A 19,506-nucleotide genomic window follows, 5' to 3' on the forward strand; every position below is an offset into this window, starting at 1 on the left:
ACCGGCTAGTCGGTGTCGTCGTGCGTGTCGGCCGCCTCGACCTCTTCGCGGGTGACCCCGAGGAGATACAGCACGGTGTCCAGGAACGGAAAGTTCACCGCCGTGTGCGCGGCCTCGCGGACGACCGGCTTGGCGTTGAACGCGACTCCGAGACCAGCGGCGTTGAGCATGTCGAGGTCGTTGGCGCCGTCTCCGATCGCCACCGTCTGGCTCAGCGGTACGCCCGCCTCGGCGGCGAACCGGCGCAGCAGACGCGCCTTGCCCGCGCGGTCCACGATCTCGCCGGTAACCCTGCCGGTCAGCTTCCCGCCGACGATCTCCAACGTGTTGGCCTGCGCGAAGTCGAGTCCGAGCCGTTCCTTCAGATCGTCGGTGACCTGGGTGAACCCGCCCGAGACGACGCCGACTTGGAAGCCGAGCCGCTTGAGGGTGCGGATCAGTGTGCGGGCTCCGGGGGTGAGGCGCACCTCGCTGCGCACCTTGTCGACCACCGAGGCGTCCAGGCCCTTCAGCAGCTCCACGCGCGCGTGTAGCGACTGCTCGAAGTCCAGCTCGCCGCGCATGGCGGCCGCCGTCACCTCGGCGACCTCTTTCTCGCACCCGGCGTGCGCGGCGAAGAGCTCGATCACCTCGTCCTGGATGAGCGTCGAGTCCACGTCCATCACCACCAGCCGCTGGGCCCGGCGGTGCAGCCCGGCCGCGACCACCGCGACATCGACGCCGAGCGCCGCGGACTCGGTGGCCAGAGCGGTGCGCAGCGCCTCGGTCTCCGTACCCGACACGGCGAACTCGACCGCCGTCACGGGGTACTTGGCGAGCCGGAAGATTCGGTCGATGTTGCCGCCGGTGCCGGTGATCCGGGCGGCGATCGCGGCCGTCGACTCCGCGGTCAGCGGGTGTCCGAGGACCGTGACGAGTGAACGCCCCAGGCCACGCGGGCGGTTGTCGCCGTGGCCGGAGATGATCTCGGCCTGCATCTTCATCGACTCCGCCCAGCTGTGGACGGTGGCCCGCAGATCACCTTCGAGCCCGGGGGGCGGCTCGGTGACGAGCGCGCACAGCACGATCCGGCCACGGGTGACGACCTGCTCGATGTCGACCACGTCGACGGAGAAGGCGGCGAGGGTGTCGAAGAGTCCGGCCGTGATTCCGGGCCGGTCCTTGCCGAAGATCTTGACGAGGAGAGTGGGAACGTCAGAGGTCTGCGAAGCGCTCATGGTGTTCCCACCGTATCCGGCACCCAGTGCCTTGCGCCCCTGAGGTCCGGCTGGCGGACAGGGAACTCTGTATGACGCGCGTATGACGCCCACCTTGATCACCGGCGAAGCGCCGGGGGCGCTCTCCTGGCCGGGTACCTGCCCGGGCTCGGCGCGCGCTCGGCAGGGGTCGCCCCATGGCCTTGGTGCCCAGGGCCCGGTGCCCGCTGCCCAGGGCCAGGGTCGCCCTATGGGCTGAGCCGAGGCCGACAATGACAGCGAGGGCACCCGGGGACGGTTGTGTTCCGAGGCCAGTGGCCCCGCGACCGCTCCGCCCTGAGCCCGCTCCGCCCCGCGACCGCTCCGCCCCGAGGCCGGTCGCCCAATGCCGGCGCGTCCGGGGCCCGATGCGTGCAGCGTCATCCGGCGCCCGGCGCCCGGCGCCCGGCGCCCGGCGCCCCACGCCCAGCTCCCGGCACCCCACACCCCACACCCAGCCCCCGGCACCCGGCACCCGGCACCAAGGTCACTCACGCCCTCGGCGCCCCCTCGGCGGAGGCGGCCCCTCCTCCTCCGGCGGTGGTGGCGGCGGCAGATCCCCGCCCCGCGCCCCGGGCCGCAGCCGTGGCGGCGGTGGTGGTGGCGGAGGCAGATCCCCACCCCGTGCCCCTGGCCCCTGCCGCGGCGGTCGCGGCGCCCGCGGCGCCGGGGAGATCGGCCCGATCACCGTGGGCGCCCCATACACGTCGTGCGGCGGCCGCGCCCCCCTTCCGGACCCCTGTCCGCTCCCCGATCCCTGTCCGCTCCCGGACCCCTGCCCGGCCCCCGCTCCGCTCGCTACCCCGGAGCCCTCCGGGGAACTCGCCCCCCGCGCAGACCCCGACCGACCGCCCACCTCCGGCCCCTCGGGCTGTGACCACTTCCCACCCGCCGCCCCGGAACCCCCGGGCTGCGGTCGTCCTCGGCCCGCCGCCCCGGGCCCCCCGGACTGCGCCCGCCCCCTCCCGCGCCACCCCAGCCCCTCCGCCGGACGCGCGTCCTCCGGGTCCCGTAGTTGGTCGGGTACCCGGAGATAGGGATTGGTGTCGGGGTTGGCCGGGCGGAAGGGCCGGGCCGGGTGGTAGGGCCCCGGCTCCCCGGCCTGCTCCGGGAACGCCTCAGGCGCCGGCGCGCCGGCGTCACCGAGTGCCACCGGCTGTGCCAGGGGTGCCACCCGCCGTCCGGCGGCCCCACTCGCGTACGCGAGCAACGCCCCCACCGCCCCCGCGCCCGCACCCCACACGGCACCGAGCAGCAGCGCCATGCCCAGGTGCCCGTGCAGTTCGATCCCGGCGCCGAAGGCGTCGAACCCCAGGACGGACAGCGAGGCGTCGACCGACACGTCGGTCAGCCAGGCGAGCAACGGCAGGGCCAACGCCGTAACGACCGCCAGCCGCAGGGCACAGCGCCCAGCGAAGGGAAGGGCGCCCGGCCTGCGTACGACCGGCACCCCGGACTCGCCGGCGCCCACGTCCCGTACACGACGTACAAGAGGCGTACGCGTCGCCGCGAGCACCCCGGCGAACAGCATCATGACCGCGGCCGCGACTCCCAACAGCCAGACCCGGCTGTCCAGTTCGGCCAGCCGGCCCAGGGTGACGGGCTGGTCGGACCGCACGCTCAGCAGTTCGTCGAGGGGGTCGGGCAGCAGCTTGGCCAGCTCGCCCGTGGCCTTGCCGTCCCACGGCACCAGCAGGCCGACCGGAATGCCCAGCCAGACCCCGTTGGGCGCGCCGAGCAGCGCGGCGCCGGCGACCCGCTTCGGATGGTCGTCGCCGACGGCCGCGTACGCCGCGGCCGCGAGCCCCGCCACGACCGCCATGAGGAGGACCGCCACCAGCGCGGACGCGGCCGGCCGCACCGTCCGGTGCACCGCTTCCCAGCCGCGCGGCAGGGGAGTGCGGCGGGAGGCGAGGAGGGCGATCACCAGCACTCCGATTGCCCAGACCAGGCCGCCGAGCAGGGTGCGTGCCGTGTCGACGGTGAAGCCGACGGCCGCCTCCGCGTTCACGAGATCGCCGATCTTGTCGGGCAGCAGCCCGCCGATGTCACCGAGTCCGCCGGGCAGTTTGTCGGTGATGTCACCCAGGCCGCCGTCCGGCACCTTGTCGAGCCCGAGCTTTCCGCCATCGATCGTGATGACGTCGTGGCCGGCCCAGGCGAGCCCACCGAGCGTGGCCACGAACAGGGCGACCACGGCGCCCGCGCGCGCCAGGAGTTCGGACGGGGCGATCACAACTCCCGCTCCGCGCAAGGAACGCAGGAAGAACCAGGAGAGCAGGAGCGCTCCCACCAGCCCCACGCCCAGTGGCGTGATCTGGAGGGCGGTCGTGGCCTCCGCCCCTTTCAGACCGAAGGCGGAGACGTCCCCGGACGGTGTCACCGAACCACCCGCCCCCAGGGCCACCACCGCCGCGGTCATCGGCCCGAGCGAGCCGGCCGAGTCCGCCTCCAGCAGATGCAGGCCCAGCGCGGCCGTACCCGCCATCCCGATCAATGCCCAGCTCACCGCGGCGACCGCGGACAACAGGACGTCTCCCCACGGCACCCCCCTGCTGTGCTGCGCGGTCTCGATGCCCATCGTCAGCCCCCCGGTCCGCGCCGCGGCGATCCACCGCGGATGTCCCCCTCGCGTGGGATTACCACTCTCCGGGCCGGTTTCAACCCCGTCAACGGGAACGGACAAGCCGCCCGTACCCAGTCTTCACAGGGCCCGACTTTCGGTCAGGGGGCTCCTACTGAAATAGTTCCCCACGATGTTCGACATCCCTAGACTCCCTGTGATGGGGGAACTTCGGGGGACAACTCAGTGGGGCATGGAGTGCCTGAACTCGTACTGGAATTGAATGGCAGGACCTGGACGCTCGACGCGTCCAGGCCATACACCCTCGGACGTGATCCGCAGGGGGACATCGTGCTCGATGACGCCAGGGTGTCCTGGCGTCACGCCACGATCAGCTGGGGCGGCCGCAGTTGGGTCATCGAGGACCACGGCAGTACCAACGGCACTTTCGTGCAGGGCCAGCGGATCCATCAGATGGAGATCGGTCCGGGCTCGGCAGTACACCTCGGCAACGCGACCGACGGCCCGCGCGTGAACCTCTCGGGTTCCGCCGCGGCGGTCGCGGCACCGCAGCAGGCGCAGCCCCAGCAGCAGCCGTACGCGGCGCAGGGCGCGGCACCCGGCTGGGCTCAGCAGGCACCGCCGCAGCAACAGGCGCCGCAGCAGAGCTGGCCGCAGTCGCCGCAGGGGGCCGCGAGCGTGCCGCAGCAGCAGGGACCCGGTGGTGGCGCGGGGGCGCCGCCGGTCTACGGCGACCGCAGCCCGACCACGTTCCACCAGTTCTCCCTCGGCCGCGTGATGCGCATCGGCCGTGCGCTGGAGAACGAGCTGGTCGTCTCCGACCTCCAGGTCTCGCGGCACCACGCCGAGTTCCACGTGACGCCCGACGGCCGCTACGAGATCCGTGACCTCGGTTCGCACAACGGCACGTACGTCAACGGCCAGCCGATCACCAAGGGCGGCTCGGCGCTGCTCGGCCCGAACGACATCGTCGGTGTCGGCCACTCGACGTTCCGCCTGATCGGGGACCGTCTCGAAGAGTTCGTCGACACCGGTGAGGTGTCCTTCTCGGCCCGCCACCTGACCGTCACGGTCGACGGCGGCAAGCAGATCCTCAAGGACGTCTCCTTCGGCGTCCCGGAGAAGTCGCTCGTCGCGGTCATCGGCCCGTCCGGCTCCGGCAAGTCGACGCTCCTGAAGGCGCTCACGGGCTACCGCCCCGCCAACCAGGGTGACGTCCTCTACGACAACCGGAACCTGTACAAGCAGTTCGCCGAGCTGCGTCAGCGCATCGGTCTGGTCCCGCAGGACGACATCCTGCACAAGGAGCTGACCGTCAAGAAGGCCCTCAAGTACGCGGCCAAGCTGCGCTTCCCCGCGGACACCACGGGCCAGGAGCGCCAGGCGCGTATCGACGAGGTGCTGCGCGAGCTCAAGCTGGACATCCACAAGGAGAAGAAGGTCACCTCCCTCTCCGGTGGCCAGCGCAAGCGTGTCTCGGTGGCCCTGGAGCTGCTCACCAAGCCGTCGCTGATCTTCCTGGACGAGCCGACCTCCGGCCTCGACCCGGGCATGGACCGCGATGTCATGCAGCTGCTGCGCGGCCTCGCCGACGACGGCCGTACGGTCCTCGTGGTCACCCACTCCGTGGCCGAGCTGGCGATCTGCGACAAGCTCCTGGTGATGGCGCCCGGCGGTTCGGTGGCCTACTTCGGACCTCCCGAGGAGGCGCTGAACTTCTTCGGCTACGACACCTGGGCCGATGTCTTCTCCGCCTTCGAGAACTACCGCGACTACGACTGGGCGGGCCGCTGGAAGGGCTCGCAGCACTACCAGATGTACGCCGCGGACATCGACGCCGTCGCTCCGCAGTCGGTGCACATGCCACCGCCGCAGGCGATGAAGCCGCCCAAGCCGCAGGGCTGGGGCTCGCAGCTGATGACCCTGGTCCGGCGCTATGTCTCGGTGATCGCGTCCGACAAGGGCTTCCTCGCCCTGACGGTGATCCTGCCGGCCGTGCTCGGCGCGGTGAGCCTGCTCATCGACCCGGACAAGACCCTGCTGGTGAACCCGGCGGTGAACCCGAAGACCGGCGCGCACATCCCGAACGGCACGGCCACCACCGTGCTGCTGATCCTCGCGGTCGGCGCGTGCTTCGCGGGCGCCGCCAACTCCGTCCGCGAACTGATCAAGGAACGGGTGATCTACGAGCGGGAGCGGGCGACCGGCCTGTCACGCTCCGCGTACCTGATGTCCAAGGTGATCGTGCTCGGCACGGTCACGGTGCTGCAGGGCGCGATGGTCGGCGCGATCGGCTTCTCCAGCCGCACCATCCCCGAGAAGGGCCTGATCCTGGGCGAGGGCAAGACAGCGGTGCTGCTCGAGCTCTCCATCCCGATCATGGCGCTCGGCTTCACCTCGATGATGTTCGGCCTGATCATCTCCTCGCTGGTGAAGACCGCCGAGAAGACCATGCCACTGCTGGTCATGTTCGCGATCATCCAGGTCGTGTTCACCGGCTGCCTGTTCATCCTGCACGGCACGGTCGGCGTCGATCAGTTCTCGTATCTGATGCCGTCCCGCTGGGCGGTCGGCGCCGCCGGTGCCACGCTGGACTTCAACAACATCAGTCCGAACGCGGACGACCCGGGCAGCACGGACCCGCTCTGGGACCACGACGCGGGAGCCTGGGGCATGGACATGGTGGCCCTGCTCGCCCTCGGCGCGCTCTGCGGGTTCTTCGTGGCCCGCTTCCTGCGCCGCCACGAGCCCGAGGTCATGCGCAAGTAGCCGTACGCGCGACTGAAGGGCGGCACCCCCACCGGGGTGCCGCCCTTCCGCGTCTGTACCGAGACCCTCAGAGGTCCGCGCGATGCCCGCGAGACTCAGTAGGCGCTGTTGACGTTGTCGATCGAGCCGTACTTGTCGGCCGCGTAGTTGGCGGCGGCCGTGATGTTCGCGACCGGGTCGGTGATCTTCGTCGACGTGCCGGAGACGTGGTACGCGTTGAACGTCGGGGGGATGACCTGGAGCAGACCCTGCGACGGGATGCCGTTGATCGCGTTGACGTCCCAGTTGTTGATGGCGTTCGGGTTGCCCGAGGACTCACGCATGATGTTGCGGTACAGCCCGTTGTAGGAGCCCGGGATGCCCTTCTGCTTCATGATGTCGAGCGACTGACGGATCCAGCCGTCGAGGTTGTTCGTGTACGTCTTGGCGGCGACGGCCTTGATCTGGGGGCGCGCGGCGGAGCGGCTCGCGGCCTGTGCCTTGCGCGCGTCGTCGGCCTTCTTCTTGGCGGCCGCGTCGGCCGCCTTCTTCTTCGCTGCCGCGTCGGCAGCCTTCTTCTTGGCCGCGTCGTCCGCGGCCTTCTTCTTCGCGGCGACGGCCTCGGCCTTGACGCTGGCGCCGGCCAGCTGGTCGGTGACGCTGGCCTTGACGTCCTTGATCTGCCCCTCGCTGTAGGCCACGGAGGCGGAGGAGGCGGCGGCGTCGGTGGTCGTGGTGTGCGAGTTGGCCGGCACCACGGTGAACGCGAGGGCGGCGGCACCGAGGGCCGCGACACCGGCGATCGAAAGCTTGTGGGTCTTGGTCAGCGCGGGACTATGACCAGGAGTGTTGATCTTCTTGGGCATGACTGATGGACCTCTTCGAATAGCGCGGAGGTCGCTCTCGGTCCGGTGGGGACAGAGTGTTTCCGGAACAAACGCCGCGGGGCGAAACCCGCGGCGTTGAGCGACGGCAGCCATTCTTAGCGGCAGCAAAATCCTGAGGCAAAGGTGTGACGTACGAAGCCGGGTAGTGGAGCACAGAGGGTCAAAATAGGGCAGAACAGTACGTCTGCCCCGCTCACAAGGTCCCCTTTATCTCCTATGCCCGTTCGTACGTGATGTGCGTCCTATGCGCGGGCTCACATCGGCCGGGTAACAGTCTCACCAGGGGTTGCTGGAGCAATGCACTGCGTGAGGGGAGTCGTCCGGAAGTATGAGGTGCACGTCCCCGAACTCGTGCCAGAGGTAGAGCCCGCGCAGCGCCGCCTCGTAGCCGCGGTCGATCGCCGCCCGCCCGGCGACCGCCTCCAGCATCAGCAGATGCGAGGCCTCCGGCTCGTGCAGCCCGGTCAGCAGCCCGTCGACCACGCGCGTCCCGCGCTCCGGAGTGACCACGAGATCGGTCCAGCCCCGCCGCGCCCCGACCACCCCGTCCGGTCCGGCCGCCGACTCGACGGCCCGCACCGCCGTCGTACCGACCGCGATGATCCGCCCGGCAGCAGCCTTCGCCGCGTTGATCAGACGCGCCGACGTCGCCGACACCTCGTACCTCTCCGGATACGGCGGCTCATGCGCCTCGACCGACGCCACACCGGTGTGCAGGGTGATCGGCGCGAACTGCACACCCCGGCTCACCAGCTCCGCCACCAGGCGCGCGGTGAAGGGCCGCGCCGCGCTCGGCATCTCCGCGCTGCCCGCACCGTCACCGGAGGGCAGCGCGAACACCGTCTGGTACGCCGACAGCGGCTGATCCCTCTCCGTATAGGAGTAGCGAATGGGCCGCCCGTGCCGCCGCAGCAGCCCCGGCACATCGGGATCCGACACGCGCCCCCACCACAGCCGCTCACTCCGCGCCGCCAGCGGCTCCTCCAGCACCAGGCGTACGTCCCCGGGAAGGCGCACCTTCGTCCCCGCGGGCCCACCCGCACGCGCGCGCGTGGTGCCCCGCCCGTCCGGATCCCGTAGCTCGACGGCCCACCGCCCGTCATCGCCCCGCGTGGAGAAATGCACCACCACGCGCGCGTGCCCGAGACGCCCGTCGACGGCGGCGGCCAGCGTGGGAGACGTGTTCACGACGAGCAGGTCCCCGGCCCTGAGCTGCCGGGGCAGCTCGACGAAGTCGTGATGCGACACCCGGGTCCCGCGCGAGACGAGGAGGCGCACCGCGTCGCGCTCCAGGCCGGGCCCCCGCTGCTCGGCCGGCACCCGGGCCGACAGCTCCTCCGGAACCCTCGCCCGGCTGTGCTCGAACGGCGAGACCCCCATCGCGGTCGTCACCGCGCCGCCAGCAGGGCCGGAGCGCCATAGCGGCCGCTGGCCGGGCGCGCGTCGAGCAGCCGCAGAAAGGCCGGGACCACCTCGGCGGGCGCCGGCCGCGGATCATCGTCGTCCGGTACGGCCGCCGCGTACAGGTCCGTGCCCATGTCGCCGGGGTCGACCGCCCAGACCCGCACCCCGGGCTCCTCCTCCCCGAGCACCGCCGACAGATGGTCCAGAGCCGCCTTGGACGCCCCGTAGCCGCCCCATGTCTCGTACGCCTCCGCCGCCGCGTCCGAGCTGATGTCGACGACCGCGCCCGCCGCCGCGTCCCGCAGCGCCGGCAGTGCCTGCTGGATCAGGCCCAGCGCGGCCACCACGTTCACCTCGAAGGCGCGCCGCAGCCCGTCCAGGGTCAGGTCCTCCAGCCGGACGAGCGGCTCTGCGCCCAGCGCGCTCGCGTTGTTCACCAGCAGGTCCACGCCCCCGAGCCGCCGGGCCGCCGCCACCAGCTCGGCACGGTGCCCGGCGTCCGTCACATCCCCGGCCAGCGCCTCCACCCGGGTCCCGTACGCGGACAGGTCCTTCGCCGTCTCCTTCAGTACGTCCGCGGTCCTGGCGTCGAGCACCAGATCCCAGCCGCGCTCCGCCAGGGCCGCCGCCAGCGCACGTCCCAGCCCCTTCGACGCTCCTGTGATGATCGCTACCGGCATGACATCCGTCCCCTCGTCCCGCGACCGCCGCTCCGGCGGGTGTCCCCGACGTGGTTTCCACGCCTCTTCAACGTCTCCTCAACGTAGGGACCGGGACGCTTCCGCCGCGTCGTGCGCGGGCCGCAATGATCCAGGGCCCTTCGCCCTAGGACCGCCGACCGTCGCAAGACCTAGGGCCACCGGCCTAGGCAACCGCCCCCACAGGTCGGATACGCACTGTCACACCCCGCCGGTACCTTGAGGTCATGAGTCAAGGCCCCAGGTCCGGCCTGTACGCGGTGAGCTCCGCGCTGCTGGCCATGAGCAGGCATCTGGAGGTGCGCGACGTCCTCAAGACGATCGTCGCCTCGGCCCGCGAGCTGCTCGACGCCGAGTACGCGGCACTCGGCGTCCCGGACGACCACGGCGGCTTCGCGCAGTTCGTCGTCGACGGCGTGAGCGACGCCCAGTGGAAGGCCATCGGCCCGCTCCCGCGCCAGCACGGCATCCTCGCCGCGATGCTGCACGAGGCCCGCCCCGAGCGCCTGGCCGACGTGCGCAAGGACCCCCGCTTCGAGGGCTGGCCCGCGGCCCACCCCAACATGTCCGACTTCCTGGGCCTGCCCATCCGGGACGGCGACGAGGTCATGGGCGCCCTGTTCCTCGCCAACAAGGTGCGGCCGGCCGGCGCGCAGGCCGCCGATCCCCGGGGCTCGCGCGCGGACGGCCGCTGCGGTTTCACCGAGGAGGACGAGGAGCTCCTCACCATCCTGGCCCAGCACGCCGCGATCGCCCTGACCAACGCCCGCCTCTACGAGCGCAGCCGCGAGCTCACGATCGCCGAGGAGCGCTCCCGGCTCGCCCATGAACTGCACGACGCGGTGAGCCAGAAGCTCTTCTCGCTCCGCCTCACCGCGCAGGCCGCCGCCGCCCTCGTCGACCGTGACCCGGCGCGTGCCAAGGGCGAGCTCCAGCAGGTGGCCGCGCTCGCCGCGGAAGCCGCCGACGAACTGCGCGCCGCAGTCGTCGAGTTGCGCCCCGCGGCACTCGACGAGGACGGCCTGGTCGCCACGTTGCGCACCCATGTCCAGGTCCTCGACCGCGCCCACTCCGCGCGCGTGACCTTCACCAGCTGCGGGGTCCGCGCCCTGCCGGCCGCGCAGGAGGAGGCCCTGCTGCGCGTCGCCCAGGAAGCGCTGCACAACGCGCTGCGCCACTCCGGAGCGGTCCAGGTCGACGTGACCCTGCTGAAGCGGGGCCCGGGCGCCGTCCTGCGCATCGCAGACGACGGCGGGGGCTTTGAACCGCACGCGATACGCAGCGCGGGACGCCACCTCGGCCTGGTCTCCATGCGGGACCGGGCGAACGGCGTAGGCGGAGCACTCACAGTGGAATCGGCGCCCGGGAAGGGCACGAGGATCGAGATGGAGGTCCCTGGTGGCTGACGCAATCAAGGTGTTGCTGGTCGACGACCACCAGGTGGTCCGCCGGGGCCTGCGCACGTTCCTCGAAGTGCAGGACGACATCGAGGTGGTGGGAGAGGCCTCCGACGGCGCCGAAGGCGTCGCCCGCGCCGAGGAGTTGAAACCCGACGTCGTCCTCATGGACGTCAAGATGCCGGGTATGGACGGCGTCGAGGCGCTGCGCAAGCTCCGCGAACTGGCCAACCCCGCACGCGTGCTGATCGTCACCAGCTTCACCGAGCAGCGCACGGTGGTCCCGGCCCTGCGTGCCGGCGCCGCGGGGTACGTGTACAAGGACGTGGACCCCGACGCCCTGGCCGGTGCCATCCGCTCGGTGCACGCCGGGCACATCCTGCTCCAGCCCGAGGTCGCGGGTGCCCTGCTCTCCCAGGAGGAGGCCAACTCGAGCCAGGGGAGAGGCGGTTCGCTCACGGAGCGGGAGCGCGAGGTGCTCGGTCTGATCGCCGACGGCCGCTCCAACCGGGAAATCGCACGCGCACTCGTCCTCTCCGAAAAGACCGTCAAGACCCACGTGTCGAACATCCTGATGAAGCTCGACCTCGCCGACCGCACCCAGGCCGCCCTGTGGGCCGTACGGCATGGGGCGGCAGGCTGATCACCAGCTGATTACCTGTTGATCCGCACTCCGGCGCACTCCCTCGGGAGTGGCCGGAGTGCAGCAATTGGGAGGGTTTCGCTCCGGACTGAGATTCATACCGTCGTGTGGATGTCCCCCGAATGGCGCATCCTCCGCGACCTCCGGCCGTTCTTCAGGGCGTGCTGCGGCGACTTGCCGCGGTGATCGCTAGGGAGGGCTTGAGAAGTGAAGAACCTGAAGAAGGCCACGGCTGTCGCGATGGTTGCGGGCGGCCTCGTCGCCGCCGGTGCCGGTATGGCCTCCGCCACGGACAGTGGTGCGTGGGCCGGCGGCAAGGCCGTGGGCTCCCCGGGTGTCGGTTCGGGCAACCTCGTGCAGGCCCCGATCCACATCCCGGTGAACGCGGTTGGCAACAGCGTGAACGTCATCGGCGTTCTGAACCCCGCCTTCGGCAACCTGGGCGTCAACCGCTGACGTCCGTCCGGACCTCGCGGTGACCACCGGCCTCCCAGGCGCTCCTGGGAGGCCGGTCAGGTTGTCGGCCGATCATCGCAATGGCCCGAACGGGCCCTTCACCGCGGCCCTCCGTGCCATCTGCGATCTTCCAGGCGTTTCTCCACGTACGACCCGCGGCCGGGTCGGACCCGCCATTCCAGGAGGAACGCTTTTCATGAACATCGCCAAGAAGGCAGCCGTGGCCCTGACCGTCGCCGGTATCGCCGCAGGCGCTTCCGCCGGCTCGGCTGTCGCCGACTCGGATGCCGACGGCGCGGCCGTGAAGTCGCCGGGCGTCGGCTCGGGCCTCGTCGCACAGGTCCCCGTCCACGTCCCGGTCACCGTCTCGGGCCTCAGCGCCAATGTCATCGGCCTGCTGAACCCGACGTTCGGCAACCTGAACGCGAACGACTGACCCGTTCCACCGGCGAACGCCTCCGTGAACCCTCGGTTCCCGGGGGCGCTTCCGTACGCGGATCCGGCAACAGCTGCCTCCGCTCCGGGCACCCGGACGCGAGGGGCCCCACCCTCAGAGCACCCCGGGCCCGGCGCGAAGGACCGCAGCCGCCCCGCGTTCAGCGCACCCCAGCTCGAAAAGTCCACCCCGGGGTGAAGCCCTCGGCGCTCAGGCGGCGAACCTCACCGCACGCCCCGCTCCCGCTCCTCCACGAACGCGTTGTACGCGGCCACCTGCGCCCGCCGAGCCGTCCGTTCCACCGGCCGCAGCGTCAGCGACCTCGCGGCGATCTCCGAGGCGCTCACCGCCCCGCCGGGCCCGTTCTCGTAGGCGACCGAGATCAGCAGCCCCACTCGCTGGGCGAGCTCCAACACGCGTACCGCACGCGGCGGATAGCCGGGCGCCAGCACCTCGCGTCCCTGCTCGGCCCGTGCCCGGTACGCCTCGACCGCGGCCTCCGCGACGGGTCCCGAGCCGGCCACGTCCAGCCGGGACAACACCTCCGTCGCCTCCCGCAGCGCCTCCGCCAGCTCCCGCTCGGCCTCCCCGAGGGAGGGCACATCGGCCGGCGGCGCCTCCCGCACGTCGAGGCAGTGCCAGACGACCTCGACATGCAGATCGCCGTCCGGCCCCGCCTCGTACACCTCCGGCACCAGCCCGAGCCCGACCCCGTGGCAGACGACCGCCTCCTCGGCGTCGAGCGCTCGCGCATTGAAGTCGGGCGGTCCACTCAGCCCGAGCGGATGGCCCGGCGCGGGCAGCGCCACCCGAAGCCCGGTCACCCCGAGCGCGCGCAGCCGGCCGAGGGCGAGCGTCAGTCCGACGGGCGCCGCCTCACCGGGCAGCCCCTCGACCCGGTGCACGGCGTCCTCACCGACGATGGCGAGGACGGCGTCGTCCGGCGAAACAAGTCCGGCCAAGAGGGCATTTCCCCATGCGGCCAGGCGTCCTGAGCGTGGTTCCGAGAGCATGCCCCCAGCCTAAGGACCGACCGATGGATGGGACCGCCCGACCGGTGGCGTAGGTTTTCCCTGGGGGCTGCGTCCACAGACGTAAGCGACGGCCGAGACTGCAATGGGAGACAGCGCGCTCATGAGCGATGTTCTGGAGCTTGAGGACGTATCCGTGGTCCGAGAGGGCCGGGCTCTGGTGGACCAGGTCTCCTGGTCGGTCAAGGAAGGCGAGCGCTGGGTCATCCTCGGACCGAACGGCGCCGGAAAAACGACCCTCCTGAACATCGCCTCCAGCTACCTCTTCCCCAGCTCGGGCACCGCCACCGTCCTCGGCGACACCCTCGGCAAGGTCGACGTCTTCGAGCTGCGCCCGCGCATCGGCATGGCCGGCATCGCCATGGCCGAGAAGCTCCCCAAGCGCCAGACCGTCCTGCAGACCGTGCTCACCGCCGCGTACGGCATGACGGCCGGCTGGCAGGAGGAGTACGAGGACATCGACGAGCAGCGCGCCCGCGCCTTCCTCGACCGCCTCGGCATGAGCGACTACCTGGAGCGCAAGTTCGGCACCCTCTCCGAGGGCGAGCGCAAGCGCACCCTCATCGCCCGCGCGCTGATGACCGACCCCGAGCTGCTGCTCCTGGACGAGCCGGCCGCCGGCCTCGACCTCGGCGGCCGCGAGGACCTCGTCCGCCGCCTCGGCCGGCTGGCCCGCGACCCGATCGCCCCCTCCATGATCATGGTCACGCACCACGTCGAGGAGATCGCCCCCGGCTTCACCCACGTCCTGATGATCCGGCAGGGCAAGGTGCTCGCCGCCGGCCCGCTGGAGCTCGAACTCACCTCGCGCAACCTCTCGCTCTGCTTCGGCCTGCCGCTCGTCGTCGAGCAGGTCGGCGAGCGCTGGACGGCGCACGGCCTTCCGCTCTCCTGACGCGCGGATCCGCCGCCTCTTACGCCCGATCCGCGCGCGGCCGCGCCGCGCCCGCGCGGACGGGCGTGATCGCGCGCCCTGTCCGCCAGTGAGCCGCGGTCCTACCATGACCATGTGGACGACATCGATGCATGGGTGTGGTGGCTGATCGCCGCGGTCGGGCTCGGAATCCCGCTCGTGGTGACGGCGATGCCGGAGTTCGGAATGTTCGCCGTGGGCGCCGTCGCCGCGGCCGGCACTGCGGGGCTCGGCGGTGACGTCGTACTCCAGGTACTCGTCTTCGCCGCCGTCTCGGTCGCCCTCATCGCCGTCGTACGACCCATCGCGGCCCGCCATAGCCACCAGCGGCCCCAACTCGCCACGGGCGTGGACGCCCTGAGAGGCAAACAGGCCCTCGTTCTGGAACGCGTCGACGGCGCGGGCGGCCGGATCAAGCTCGCCGGAGAAGTCTGGTCGGCACGCTCCCTCGACGCCGGACAGGCCTACGAGGTGGGCCAGGAAGTGGACGTCGTGGAGATCGAAGGAGCCACCGCGATCGTCATGTGACCTCGCACGACGCAAGTGAACCGAACGCCCTACGCGGCAGACGACGGTCTGTCAGACTCACGAGCAAGATCTTCAACACTCATAAGATCTTCCGGAAAAACCGAGGCGAGAAGGGTACGGGGAGCAACGATGGAACCGATCATCATCGTCCTGATCATTCTGGTGGTGCTGGTCTTCATCGCCCTGATCAAGACCATCCAAGTCATCCCGCAGGCCAGTGCCGCGATCGTGGAGCGCTTCGGCCGCTACACGCGGACACTCAACGCGGGCCTGAACATCGTCGTCCCCTTCATCGACACCATCCGCAACCGCATCGACCTGCGTGAACAGGTCGTACCGTTCCCGCCCCAGCCGGTGATCACCCAGGACAACCTGGTCGTCAACATCGACACGGTCATCTATTATCAGGTCACCGACGCCCGCGCGGCCACGTACGAGGTGGCCAGCTACATCCAGGCGATCGAGCAGCTCACCGTCACCACGCTGCGCAACATCATCGGTGGCATGGACCTGGAGCGGACCCTCACCTCCCGTGAGGAGATCAACGCGGCCCTGCGCGGCGTCCTCGACGAAGCCACCGGCAAGTGGGGCATCCGCGTCAATCGCGTCGAGCTCAAGGCCATCGAGCCGCCCACCTCCATCCAGGACTCGATGGAGAAGCAGATGCGCGCCGACCGTGACAAGCGCGCCGCCATCCTCACCGCGGAAGGCATCCGCCAGTCGCAGATCCTGACCGCGGAGGGCGAGAAGCAGTCCGCGATCCTGCGCGCCGAAGGCGAGGCCAAGGCCGCGGCCCTGCGCGCCGAGGGTGAGGCCCAGGCCGTCCGTACGGTCTTCGAGGCGATCCACGCCGGCGACCCGGACCAGAAGCTCCTCGCCTACCAGTACCTCCAGATGCTCCCGAAGATCGCCGAGGGCGACGCGAACAAGCTCTGGATCGTGCCCAGCGAGATCGGCGACGCGCTCAAGGGCCTGTCGGGGGCCTTCGGCAACTTCGGTGGAATCGGCGGCGGTTCGGGCAGCGGCGGTTCCTCCGGCGGCTCCGGCTCCGGCGGGACCGAGCGCCGCGAGAAGCCGCCCATCACCGACTGAGCGTGTACGTGACTGGGGCCCGCCTTCCACGGAAGGCGGGCCCCAGTCACGTACACGCCTAGGCGGCGGGCTGCCCCAGCCACTCCGGCAGCGCCTCGAAGTCGTCCTGGCCGAGGGCCAGCAGCATCGCGTCCGCGGGCGTCGGCTCGAACGGCTGCCTGAGCAGCGGCATCCCGGCCTGCTCCGGCGTACGGGCAGCCTTGCGGTGATTGTCCTGCGCGCACGAGGCGACCGTGTTCAGCCAGGAGTCCTGACCGCCCTGCGCCCGCGGCACCACGTGGTCCACGGTCGTCGCCCGCCTGCCGCAGTAGGCGCACCGGTGCCGGTCCCGCACCAGGACACCCCGCCGTGACCACGGCGCTTGTCTTCGGAACGGCACCCGTACATAGCGGCAGAGCCTGATCACCCGGGGCACGGGTATGTCGAGCTCGGCTCCGCGCATACGCAGTTCGGGGTGGGCCTGCTCGACGACGGCCTTGTCCTGCAGCACCAGAACGACGGCTCGGTTCAACGTCACCGTCGACAGCGGCTCAAAGCTCGCGTTCAGCACCAGCGTGTCCCGCATCCAGCCCACCTCCCATGCGCACCGGCCCACCCCCTGGCGGGCTTGGATCAACTCTGGCCGGGCACGCCGAGATGGACAACGCAATAAAAAAATGCCCGCCCCTGATCAATTCCAAGACCAGAGGCGGGCAAACGTTCAGCGAACGTCAGTCTGCCGCGGGAGCCGCGTACTCACCGAGCAACTGGGCCCGCGCGAGCGTGTGGAACCGCAGGTTGAAGCCCACCACCGCGGGCGACGCGTCCGAGTCCGGACCGAGCTTCTCCTGATCCACCGCGTACACCGTGAAGACGTAGCGGTGCGCCGGATCACCGGGCGGCGGGGCGGCCCCACCGAAGTCCCTGGATCCGTAGTCGTTACGCGCCTGGATCGCGCCGTCGGGCAGCCCCTCGAACTTTCCGGTGCCTGCACCCGTCGGCAGCTCCGTCACCGTGGCCGGAATGTCGAACACGACCCAGTGCCAGAAGCCGCTCCCCGTGGGGGCGTCCGGATCGAAGCAGGTCACGGCGAAGCTCTTGGTCTCCGGCGGGAAGCCCTCCCAGCGCAGCTGAGGCGAGGTGTTCCCGGCCGCCTGGACCTGAGCGTCCTTCAGCACCGCATCCGGCTCGACGTCCTCACTCGTGACCGTGAAGGACGGCACGGGCGGATGGAAGTCATGCGGGAGCGGCGGCCTCTTGAGCTCGGACACCTCAGTACCTCCTGATCTGTCTGCGACGGTTCCCGGCCGAGCCTAGAACCAGCTGCGCTTGCTGCCGACCTCCGACAGCCACTGATTCAGGTACGCGGCCCAGTCCGTGCCCTGGTAGTCGTTCAGGCCCACCTTGAAGGCGCGGAACGAGTCGCTGCCCTCGCTGAACAGACCCGGCTTTTTGTCCATCTCCAGGATGACGTCCATCTCGCGCTCGTCGGCGACGAAGCTCAGCTCGACCTGGTTCAGCCCGCGGTACTGCGACGGCGGGAAGAACTCGATCTCCTGGTAGAACGGCAGCTTCTGCCGCGTACCCCGGATGTGGCCGCGCTCCATGTCGGCGCTCTTGAAGCGGAAGCCCAGCTGGAGGAACGCGTTCAGGATCGCCTGCTGCGCCGGCAGCGGGTGCACGTTGATCGGGTCCAGGTCACCGGAGTCCAGCGCACGCGCGATCTCCAGCTCGGTGGTCACACCGATGTTCATCCCGCGCAGCTGCTGCCCGTCGATCGTCGTGACCGGGGTCTCCCAGGGGATTTCCAGCCCGAACGGCACCGCGTGCACCGCACCGGCCTGCAGCTCGAAAGCGCCACCGAGCCGCACCTTGGTGAACTCGATGTCCTGCTTGTGCTCCTGGTCGTCGTGGCCCTCGACCTCGACCCTGGCCTGCAGACCGACCGACAGACCCTCGATCGCCTGATTCACGGACCCGCCCTGGATCCGCACCTCGCCCTGCACGACGCCGCCCGGAACGGTGTTGACCTCCGTCAGCACCGTCTCGACCGAAGCCCCACCGGCTCCCATGCTCGCAAGCAGCCGCTTGAACCCCATGTCACTTCCTCCCCAGGCAACGCCTGTTACGTCCTGATGCCGTCTGCATTCCTTGATCCCTACAAACGCAATCCGACCGCGGTCGGTTCCGCGCCCTCACCCTTCCAAGCGAGGCGCCCCCTGACCACCCCGCTGACAGACAGCGGGTCTCGACTACGCTCGTACGCCATGATCGCGGCCCCTGACCGTACGCCCCTCAGCCGGGACTTCTTCGACCGCCCTGTCCTGGACGTGGCCCAGGACCTCCTGGGGCGCACCCTTGTACGCACGACCCCGGACGGGCCGATCGAAGTGCGCCTCACCGAGGTCGAGGCCTACGACGGCCCCGGCGACCCCGGATCACACGCCTACCGCGGCCGCACGGCACGCAACGAGGTGATGTTCGGTCCGCCCGGCCATGTGTACGTCTACTTCACCTACGGCATGTGGCACTGCATGAACTTCGTCTGCGGCCCCGAGGGGAGCGCGAGCGGGGTCCTGCTCCGGGCCGGCGAGATCACCGAAGGGGTCGAGCACGCCCGCAAACGTCGACTCTCGGCCCGAAATGACAAGGAACTGGCCAAAGGGCCGGCCCGGCTGGCCACGGCCCTGGGGGTGGACCGCGCCCTCGACGGAGCGGATGCCTGCGGCCCCGAGGACGGGCCGTTCCGTGTGCTCGCGGGTACACCGGCACCCCCCGACCAGGTATGCAGTGGTCCTCGGACCGGAGTGGCCGGTGAAGGGGGCGTCCACCCGTGGCGCTTCTGGATCGCCAACGACCCGACCGTCAGCCCTTATCGGGCCCATACGCCCCGTCGCCGCCCAACTTGACTCGCTTCCACGGGATCCGTAACGTGGCCCAAGCCGCTTGAACCGGGTACGGCCTTCAGCCAGCAGCCGGAGGCGGCCAAACCACTACCTACGACTTCCCCTCAGCGGGGGCGAATTCGTCATGTTCGCATGCCGAATTTCGAACTCGCGGACTCGATTATGAGTTGCGCTGGGAATCGGCTAACGTAGTGAATGTCGAAAGGCCGCGGGACGGAAAGTCTCAGGCCAAAGACAAACCCCCCGACAGGGAATCGGAGCCGGAAACGGTCTGATAGAGTCGGAAACGCAAGACCGAAGGGAAGCGCCCGGAGGAAAGCCCGAGAGGGTGAGTACAAAGGAAGCGTCCGTTCCTTGAGAACTCAACAGCGTGCCAAAAATCAACGCCAGATATGTTGATACCCCGTCTCCAATCCGTATGGGTTGGGACGAGGTTCCTTTGAAAAAGTCCTATCAGGTTCTGCCTGGTGGGCACATCAGCGAGGACGCTGTGAATCTCCCGATTATTCCTCGGGGGGTTCCGCTCTCGTGATGGTTTCCCGATTACGGGACAACATTCACGGAGAGTT

At 70.2% G+C, this 19,506-nt stretch carries 18 protein-coding genes; 9 read left to right on the forward strand and 9 right to left on the reverse strand.

Annotated features, from left to right (window positions below; genetic code table 11):
• Positions 1 to 5: 5 nt before the first annotated feature.
• Complete coding sequence (gene serB, locus ACFWM2_RS19575; protein ID WP_383281007.1) at positions 6 to 1,217, reverse strand: phosphoserine phosphatase SerB; 1,212 nt, start codon at positions 1,215 to 1,217, stop codon at positions 6 to 8.
• A 505-nt stretch (positions 1,218 to 1,722) separates the two neighbouring features.
• Entirely contained in the window at positions 1,723 to 3,816 is a 2,094-nt protein-coding gene (locus ACFWM2_RS19580; RefSeq protein WP_383281010.1) for a streptophobe family protein, read from the reverse strand.
• 240 nt (positions 3,817 to 4,056) lie between these two features.
• On the opposite strand from ACFWM2_RS19580, the gene ACFWM2_RS19585 reads away from it, so the two are divergent.
• Complete coding sequence (locus tag ACFWM2_RS19585; RefSeq protein ID WP_383281013.1) at positions 4,057 to 6,588, forward strand: FHA domain-containing protein; 2,532 nt, start codon at positions 4,057 to 4,059, stop codon at positions 6,586 to 6,588.
• A gap of 95 nt (positions 6,589 to 6,683) precedes the next feature.
• Here the strand turns inward: ACFWM2_RS19585 and ACFWM2_RS19590 are convergent, their stop codons facing one another.
• From ACFWM2_RS19590 to ACFWM2_RS19600, 3 genes are all read right to left on the reverse strand, one after another.
• The gene (locus ACFWM2_RS19590; RefSeq protein WP_383281016.1) at positions 6,684 to 7,433 is read right to left on the reverse strand and encodes a transglycosylase SLT domain-containing protein; all 750 of its coding nucleotides are present in this window, start codon (positions 7,431 to 7,433) and stop codon (positions 6,684 to 6,686) included.
• Between the two features lie 297 nt (positions 7,434 to 7,730).
• The gene (locus tag ACFWM2_RS19595; protein WP_383281124.1) at positions 7,731 to 8,834 is read right to left on the reverse strand and encodes an S-adenosylmethionine:tRNA ribosyltransferase-isomerase; all 1,104 of its coding nucleotides are present in this window, start codon (positions 8,832 to 8,834) and stop codon (positions 7,731 to 7,733) included.
• 8 nt (positions 8,835 to 8,842) lie between these two features.
• Positions 8,843 to 9,538 carry an SDR family NAD(P)-dependent oxidoreductase gene (locus ACFWM2_RS19600; protein WP_383281019.1) on the reverse strand — a complete coding sequence of 232 codons (696 nt, stop codon included), beginning with the start codon at positions 9,536 to 9,538 and terminating at the stop codon, positions 8,843 to 8,845.
• 245 nt (positions 9,539 to 9,783) lie between these two features.
• Between ACFWM2_RS19600 and ACFWM2_RS19605 the strand changes: the two genes are divergently transcribed.
• The 4 genes from ACFWM2_RS19605 (at position 9,784) to ACFWM2_RS19620 (ending at position 12,488) form a co-directional block, all read left to right on the forward strand.
• Positions 9,784 to 10,962, forward strand: coding sequence for a GAF domain-containing sensor histidine kinase (locus tag ACFWM2_RS19605; protein WP_383281022.1), 1,179 nt, complete (start codon positions 9,784 to 9,786; stop codon positions 10,960 to 10,962).
• Entirely contained in the window at positions 10,955 to 11,596 is a 642-nt protein-coding gene (locus tag ACFWM2_RS19610; protein ID WP_383281025.1) for a response regulator, read from the forward strand. Before ACFWM2_RS19605 ends, ACFWM2_RS19610 begins: the two co-directional genes overlap by 8 nt.
• Before the next feature lie 207 nt (positions 11,597 to 11,803).
• Positions 11,804 to 12,052 (forward strand): chaplin ChpE, encoded by a 249-nt coding sequence (gene chpE / locus ACFWM2_RS19615; protein ID WP_383281027.1) that lies wholly within the window; start codon positions 11,804 to 11,806, stop codon positions 12,050 to 12,052.
• 196 nt (positions 12,053 to 12,248) lie between these two features.
• A complete protein-coding gene (locus ACFWM2_RS19620) occupies positions 12,249 to 12,488 on the forward strand; it encodes a chaplin (RefSeq protein WP_383281030.1) in 240 nt (79 codons plus the stop codon).
• A gap of 224 nt (positions 12,489 to 12,712) precedes the next feature.
• On the opposite strand, the gene ACFWM2_RS19625 is transcribed toward ACFWM2_RS19620, so the two are convergent.
• The gene (locus tag ACFWM2_RS19625; protein WP_383281033.1) at positions 12,713 to 13,501 is read right to left on the reverse strand and encodes a hypothetical protein; all 789 of its coding nucleotides are present in this window, start codon (positions 13,499 to 13,501) and stop codon (positions 12,713 to 12,715) included.
• Positions 13,502 to 13,622: 121 nt separating this feature from the next.
• Between ACFWM2_RS19625 and ACFWM2_RS19630 the strand changes: the two genes are divergently transcribed.
• From ACFWM2_RS19630 to ACFWM2_RS19640, 3 genes are all read left to right on the forward strand, one after another.
• Positions 13,623 to 14,414 (forward strand): ABC transporter ATP-binding protein, encoded by a 792-nt coding sequence (locus ACFWM2_RS19630; RefSeq protein WP_383281036.1) that lies wholly within the window; start codon positions 13,623 to 13,625, stop codon positions 14,412 to 14,414.
• A gap of 114 nt (positions 14,415 to 14,528) precedes the next feature.
• Positions 14,529 to 14,960: an NfeD family protein gene (locus ACFWM2_RS19635; RefSeq protein WP_383281039.1), complete on the forward strand. Its 432-nt coding sequence runs from the start codon at positions 14,529 to 14,531 to the stop codon at positions 14,958 to 14,960.
• A gap of 129 nt (positions 14,961 to 15,089) precedes the next feature.
• Positions 15,090 to 16,052, forward strand: a complete 963-nt coding sequence (locus tag ACFWM2_RS19640; RefSeq protein WP_383281042.1) for an SPFH domain-containing protein — start codon at positions 15,090 to 15,092, stop codon at positions 16,050 to 16,052.
• A 58-nt stretch (positions 16,053 to 16,110) separates the two neighbouring features.
• Here the strand turns inward: ACFWM2_RS19640 and ACFWM2_RS19645 are convergent, their stop codons facing one another.
• The 3 genes from ACFWM2_RS19645 to ACFWM2_RS19655 all read right to left on the reverse strand — a co-directional run bounded on the left by ACFWM2_RS19645 (position 16,111) and on the right by ACFWM2_RS19655 (position 18,130).
• The gene (locus ACFWM2_RS19645) at positions 16,111 to 16,617 is read right to left on the reverse strand and encodes an HNH endonuclease (RefSeq protein ID WP_383281045.1); all 507 of its coding nucleotides are present in this window, start codon (positions 16,615 to 16,617) and stop codon (positions 16,111 to 16,113) included.
• Positions 16,618 to 16,762: 145 nt separating this feature from the next.
• On the reverse strand, positions 16,763 to 17,302 hold the full coding sequence (locus ACFWM2_RS19650; protein WP_383281048.1) for a YbhB/YbcL family Raf kinase inhibitor-like protein: 540 nt from the start codon (positions 17,300 to 17,302) through the stop codon (positions 16,763 to 16,765).
• A 42-nt stretch (positions 17,303 to 17,344) separates the two neighbouring features.
• Positions 17,345 to 18,130 (reverse strand): sporulation protein, encoded by a 786-nt coding sequence (locus ACFWM2_RS19655; RefSeq protein ID WP_383281050.1) that lies wholly within the window; start codon positions 18,128 to 18,130, stop codon positions 17,345 to 17,347.
• Positions 18,131 to 18,298: 168 nt separating this feature from the next.
• On the opposite strand from ACFWM2_RS19655, the gene ACFWM2_RS19660 reads away from it, so the two are divergent.
• Positions 18,299 to 18,940, forward strand: coding sequence for a DNA-3-methyladenine glycosylase (locus ACFWM2_RS19660; RefSeq protein ID WP_383281053.1), 642 nt, complete (start codon positions 18,299 to 18,301; stop codon positions 18,938 to 18,940).
• Positions 18,941 to 19,506 lie beyond the last annotated feature (566 nt).

This window comes from Streptomyces sp. NPDC058371 (assembly GCF_042723265.1).
Taxonomy (GTDB): Bacteria; Actinomycetota; Actinomycetes; order Streptomycetales; family Streptomycetaceae; genus Streptomyces.

Bases quoted from the DNA above. Each gene is read 5' to 3' on its own strand.
- ACFWM2_RS19640 (WP_383281042.1), top strand. From the start codon at position 15,090: ATGGAACCGATCATCATCGTCCTGATCATTCTGGTGGTGCTGGTCTTC.
- ACFWM2_RS19595 (WP_383281124.1), bottom strand. From the start codon at position 8,834: ATGGGGGTCTCGCCGTTCGAGCACAGCCGGGCGAGGGTTCCGGAGGAG.
- ACFWM2_RS19655 (WP_383281050.1), bottom strand. From the start codon at position 18,130: ATGGGGTTCAAGCGGCTGCTTGCGAGCATGGGAGCCGGTGGGGCTTCG.
- ACFWM2_RS19590 (WP_383281016.1), bottom strand. From the start codon at position 7,433: ATGCCCAAGAAGATCAACACTCCTGGTCATAGTCCCGCGCTGACCAAG.
- serB (WP_383281007.1), bottom strand. From the start codon at position 1,217: ATGAGCGCTTCGCAGACCTCTGACGTTCCCACTCTCCTCGTCAAGATC.
- ACFWM2_RS19600 (WP_383281019.1), bottom strand. From the start codon at position 9,538: ATGCCGGTAGCGATCATCACAGGAGCGTCGAAGGGGCTGGGACGTGCG.
- ACFWM2_RS19625 (WP_383281033.1), bottom strand. From the start codon at position 13,501: ATGCTCTCGGAACCACGCTCAGGACGCCTGGCCGCATGGGGAAATGCC.
- ACFWM2_RS19620 (WP_383281030.1), top strand. From the start codon at position 12,249: ATGAACATCGCCAAGAAGGCAGCCGTGGCCCTGACCGTCGCCGGTATC.
- ACFWM2_RS19630 (WP_383281036.1), top strand. From the start codon at position 13,623: ATGAGCGATGTTCTGGAGCTTGAGGACGTATCCGTGGTCCGAGAGGGC.
- ACFWM2_RS19605 (WP_383281022.1), top strand. From the start codon at position 9,784: ATGAGTCAAGGCCCCAGGTCCGGCCTGTACGCGGTGAGCTCCGCGCTG.
- ACFWM2_RS19660 (WP_383281053.1), top strand. From the start codon at position 18,299: ATGATCGCGGCCCCTGACCGTACGCCCCTCAGCCGGGACTTCTTCGAC.
- ACFWM2_RS19645 (WP_383281045.1), bottom strand. From the start codon at position 16,617: ATGCGGGACACGCTGGTGCTGAACGCGAGCTTTGAGCCGCTGTCGACG.
- ACFWM2_RS19580 (WP_383281010.1), bottom strand. From the start codon at position 3,816: ATGGGCATCGAGACCGCGCAGCACAGCAGGGGGGTGCCGTGGGGAGAC.